At 66.5% G+C, this 3,701-nt stretch carries 2 protein-coding genes and 3 pseudogenes; 1 reads left to right on the top strand and 4 read right to left on the bottom strand.

What is annotated here, in order from left to right; all coding sequences use genetic code 11:
- Positions 1-558 (bottom strand): annotated as a pseudogene (locus ACFE99_RS23955) (glycine hydroxymethyltransferase); the annotation flags it as partial.
- Between the two features lie 10 nt (positions 559-568).
- Positions 569-1,102 (bottom strand): annotated as a pseudogene (locus ACFE99_RS23950) (DUF885 domain-containing protein); the annotation flags it as partial.
- 238 nt (positions 1,103-1,340) lie between these two features.
- Between ACFE99_RS23950 and coaA the strand changes: the two are divergent.
- Entirely contained in the window at positions 1,341-2,279 is a 939-nt protein-coding gene (gene coaA / locus ACFE99_RS23945) for a type I pantothenate kinase (protein ID WP_375489213.1), read from the top strand.
- Between the two features lie 143 nt (positions 2,280-2,422).
- On the opposite strand, the gene ACFE99_RS23940 is transcribed toward coaA, so the two are convergent.
- Together ACFE99_RS23940 and ACFE99_RS23935 are read right to left on the bottom strand one after the other, a co-directional pair.
- Complete coding sequence (locus ACFE99_RS23940; RefSeq protein ID WP_375489211.1) at positions 2,423-2,842, bottom strand: hypothetical protein; 420 nt, start codon at positions 2,840-2,842, stop codon at positions 2,423-2,425.
- 174 nt (positions 2,843-3,016) lie between these two features.
- Positions 3,017-3,701, bottom strand: a pseudogene (locus tag ACFE99_RS23935) (hypothetical protein); the annotation flags it as partial.

The raw sequence follows: 3,701 nt of genomic DNA, 5'->3' as shown, positions 1-3,701 counted from the left end.
ATGGGTGAGGTGGCCGCCGGCGTCCAGCGACATCCCCAACAACCGCTGCTCGCCGAGCTTGTGCCGCAACACTTCCCAGTCGGATTCGGAAAGCTCGTTGACCTGCTTGACGCCGGCCTCGGCCAGGGTGGGCGCCTCGACGCGAGTTGCCAGAATCGCCCAATAGGCAACGAGATTGGCGTCAATACCCGAGTGAGGCTGGACGTAGGCATACGGCGCACCGAACATCTCGCGGGCGTGCTCGGCAGCGACACTCTCGACGGTGTCGACATTTTGGCAGCCGGCGTAGAAGCGGTGGCCGATGGTGCCTTCCGCATACTTGTCCGACAGCCAGCTGCCCATGGTGAGCAGCACCGCCGGCGACGCATAGTTCTCGCTGGCGATCAGCTTGAGCGAATCGCGTTGATCGGCAAGCTCTTTGCGTGTCGCAGCGGCGATGCGAGGTTCGACGGATTCGATGACATCCAGTGCGGCGCGGTAGGCGGCGCTAGCGGTATCGGCGTACTCGGCGCCAAGAGGTGGGGCTGAGGTGGCGGTCCCGGTCGAGTCAGCTGCCATGCACCCGAACCTACTCTGCTCGCAACGACGACGGGATCAGCGGCTCGTCGAGTAGCCGGCAGAACCGCTCGGGCAGGCTGACACCGGGTGGCCGGCCATCGAGCCAAGCTCGCAGCAGCCGGTCACCCTCGACATAGGTGCTGGTATAGGCCCGCCACAACGGTGAGCACAGAAACCGCAGCATTTGCCGGGCGCGGTTCTCGGGCAGCAACAACCAGCGCCGCACATAGTCCGTCACCTCGTCGGCCTCGCGGCGTTCGTCGTGCAACATCAGCGCGGCGTCCTGGCGGACGCTCATCAGCGCTGCGGAAGCCTCCGCCATGGCCTCGGCACGCTCGCCGTCGAAGCGCAGCCCTAAGTCGGCGTAGATGGCCGCGGCCCAGCGGCCCCAACGGGGGCCCACAGCCACATGCAGCGCCAGGTCGGCCAGGCCCTCGGCCATCAGGCACTGCGGCGTGTTGACCAGGAATATGGTGTGCTCGATCTGGCCTTGACGCTTGACGAGCCTGGCTTCCTTGCGGCAATGCTCGGTGTGATGTCCCGGGATGGCGCTCGTGGTGGTGGCGGACCAGCTCGCGGGGGTCGGGCACCGGCTCGTCCTCACCGCCCGACACAGCATCGGATCGCCGATGAAGGCGTACACATAACCCGGCTCGACGCGGTCGAAGCGCAAACCCAGCAGCAGGTACTCCCGGATCAGCGCGGCAGGCTCCATAGCGGCCCACGCTATCGGGGTCGCCCCAGCCGCTCTCGACGCGGCGGTGGCTGCAAGACTGACCCCTATGCCGCGGCTGAGCGAGCCGAGCCCGTATGTGGAGTTCGACCGAAGTCAGTGGCGTGCGCTGCGCATGTCGACGCCGCTGAAACTCACCGAGGAAGAGCTTGTCAAACTGCGCGGTCTCGGGGAGAAACTCGACCTGCTCGAAGTGGAAGAGGTCTACCTGCCGCTCGCCCGGCTGATCCACCTTCAGGTCGCCGCCCGCCAGCGCCTGTTCGCCGCCACCGCAGAATTCCTCGGTGAGCCGCAGCAGAACCCGGATCGGCCCGTCCCGTTCATCATTGGGGTGGCCGGCAGCGTCGCGGTCGGCAAATCGACCACCGCCCGCGTACTGCAGGCGCTGCTGGCCCGCTGGGAGCACCACCCCCAAGTGGACTTGGTGACCACCGACGGCTTCCTCTACCCCAATGCCGAGCTGGAACGGCGAAATCTTATGCACCGCAAGGGTTTCCCGGAAAGCTATGACCGTCGTGCGCTGATGCGGTTTGTCACCTCGGTGAAGTCTGGTTCGGAATACGCCTGCGCGCCGGTGTATTCACACCTGCTCTACGACATCATCCCGGGCGCCAAGCAGGTGGTCCGCCACCCCGACATCCTTATCCTCGAGGGCCTCAACGTGTTGCAGACCGGGCCCACCCTGATGGTGTCGGATCTGTTCGACTTCTCGCTGTACGTCGACGCGCGCATCGAAGACATCGAGCAGTGGTACATCTCGCGGTTCTTGGCCATGCGCACTACCGCGTTCGCCAACCCGGCTTCTCACTTCCACCACTACGCACGCCTCAACGACCAGCAGGCCATCGCTGCCGCCCGGGAAATCTGGCGTTCGATCAACCGACCCAATCTGGTCGAAAACATCCTGCCCACCCGGCCACGGGCCACCCTGGTGTTGCGCAAGGACGCCGACCACTCCATCAACCGGCTGCGGCTGCGCAAGCTGTAAATTGTGCCCGAGTGTGGCTTGATACACGCTAGCCCGCTCTCTTGCGTCCAATAAGTCCACATTCGACGCATTGGGGCAGGCCGATGCGGGGACGTCCCGTCGAAACCTCGAACGACGGCGTCCCCGCACCGGCGATATGGGAGTCAGGCCGGCAGCCGGCGCACTCCGAGGTACTGCAGCATCGCGAAAAAGGCCGTGTATACGCCACTGCCCAACGTGGCGGCGACGCCGACCGCGGTTAACGGCAGCACACCCGCCGCCACCACGGCGACCGCTGCCAGGGTGCACACGATGTTGGCGATGACCACACTGATGCCGGCGCGGCGCAGGTTGGGCAGCGCGGCGAGGCTGAAGACGATCAGGCCGTAGAGCGCGAAAGCCATGCCCAGCCCGTATTCGGTGGCGGAGCTGAGCCCGGTCAGCGAGGAGAGGGGGTCGGCGGCCGCCGCGACGAGCAGGCCCACGAGCCCGGTGACGGTGGCGTCGACCCGCATCGCAAAGCGCAACAACGAATCGGTCGAGTCGTACAGGGGCCGGGTTGCCAGACCAGAGACAGCGGTCATGTCAGAACTCCTTGGGATGTCGGTTGCGGTCGAACACAGTTGAGCCTGCGGTCTAGGCGGTGCCAGATCGAGACATGACACTGCCAAGCACTGCCATGCGCAACTCAACCTATGTTCAATACGCGGCTATTCCCGGACCGGTTCAAGCCCGATCGCGCGGCTTGGCCCGCATCGTCACCCGGCGTCGCTAGGGACCGGCATCCGGCCGCGCAGGTCGGCGGCTATCAGCCTGGCCGCCGCGCTCTGCCAGTTGTGCAGGGAGCGCTGCGGCACCTCGGTGACCAGCCACTGCCAGGCTTGCCGCGCCGTGGGGTCAAGGCCGGCCGCGGTGGCGTTCTGCGCGTAGGCGCGCACGCCGACCACATACGGGAAATACAGCGAGTTGTAGTGCCGCCACTGCTCACTGGTGCCGAAGTCGCCGCCGTCGCGAGGCTTGAGCCGCGCGATATGCTCGGCCAGCAGGGCCCTGAGCTCATTGGCCCGCTCCAACGGCTGGTCGGGCGCGCCACGGGCGGCTAACCGCTCGTCGATGACGGGCAGCGCGGTCAGTGGGCTGGCCACCAGCTTGGACAAGTCGCCGTAGTGGGCGAGCGCGCGCCGGGTGAGTCGGGCGAACGTGTCATCGTCGATGCCGTCAAGCGGATCAGCCGAGCGCAGCGGCAATGCCGCCTCGGTGCGGCGCAAGGTGGCCCGGTCGGCGCGCAGCGTGGGCGACTGCCAGAACGCCATCCGGTCGAGCATCCCGGCCCACAGGTTGGCCAACACCTGCGCAGCGATCGCGATCGCCACGCTGGTGAACAGCAGCACCGTCAGCGCGGGCTGCGCGTTACCTTCCTGGCGGGTCACCGCGATGGCGATC

This window comes from uncultured Mycobacterium sp. (assembly GCF_964249325.1).
Lineage (GTDB): Bacteria > Actinomycetota > Actinomycetes > Mycobacteriales > Mycobacteriaceae > Mycobacterium.
This window is presented reverse-complemented; position numbering and strand designations above follow the sequence as displayed.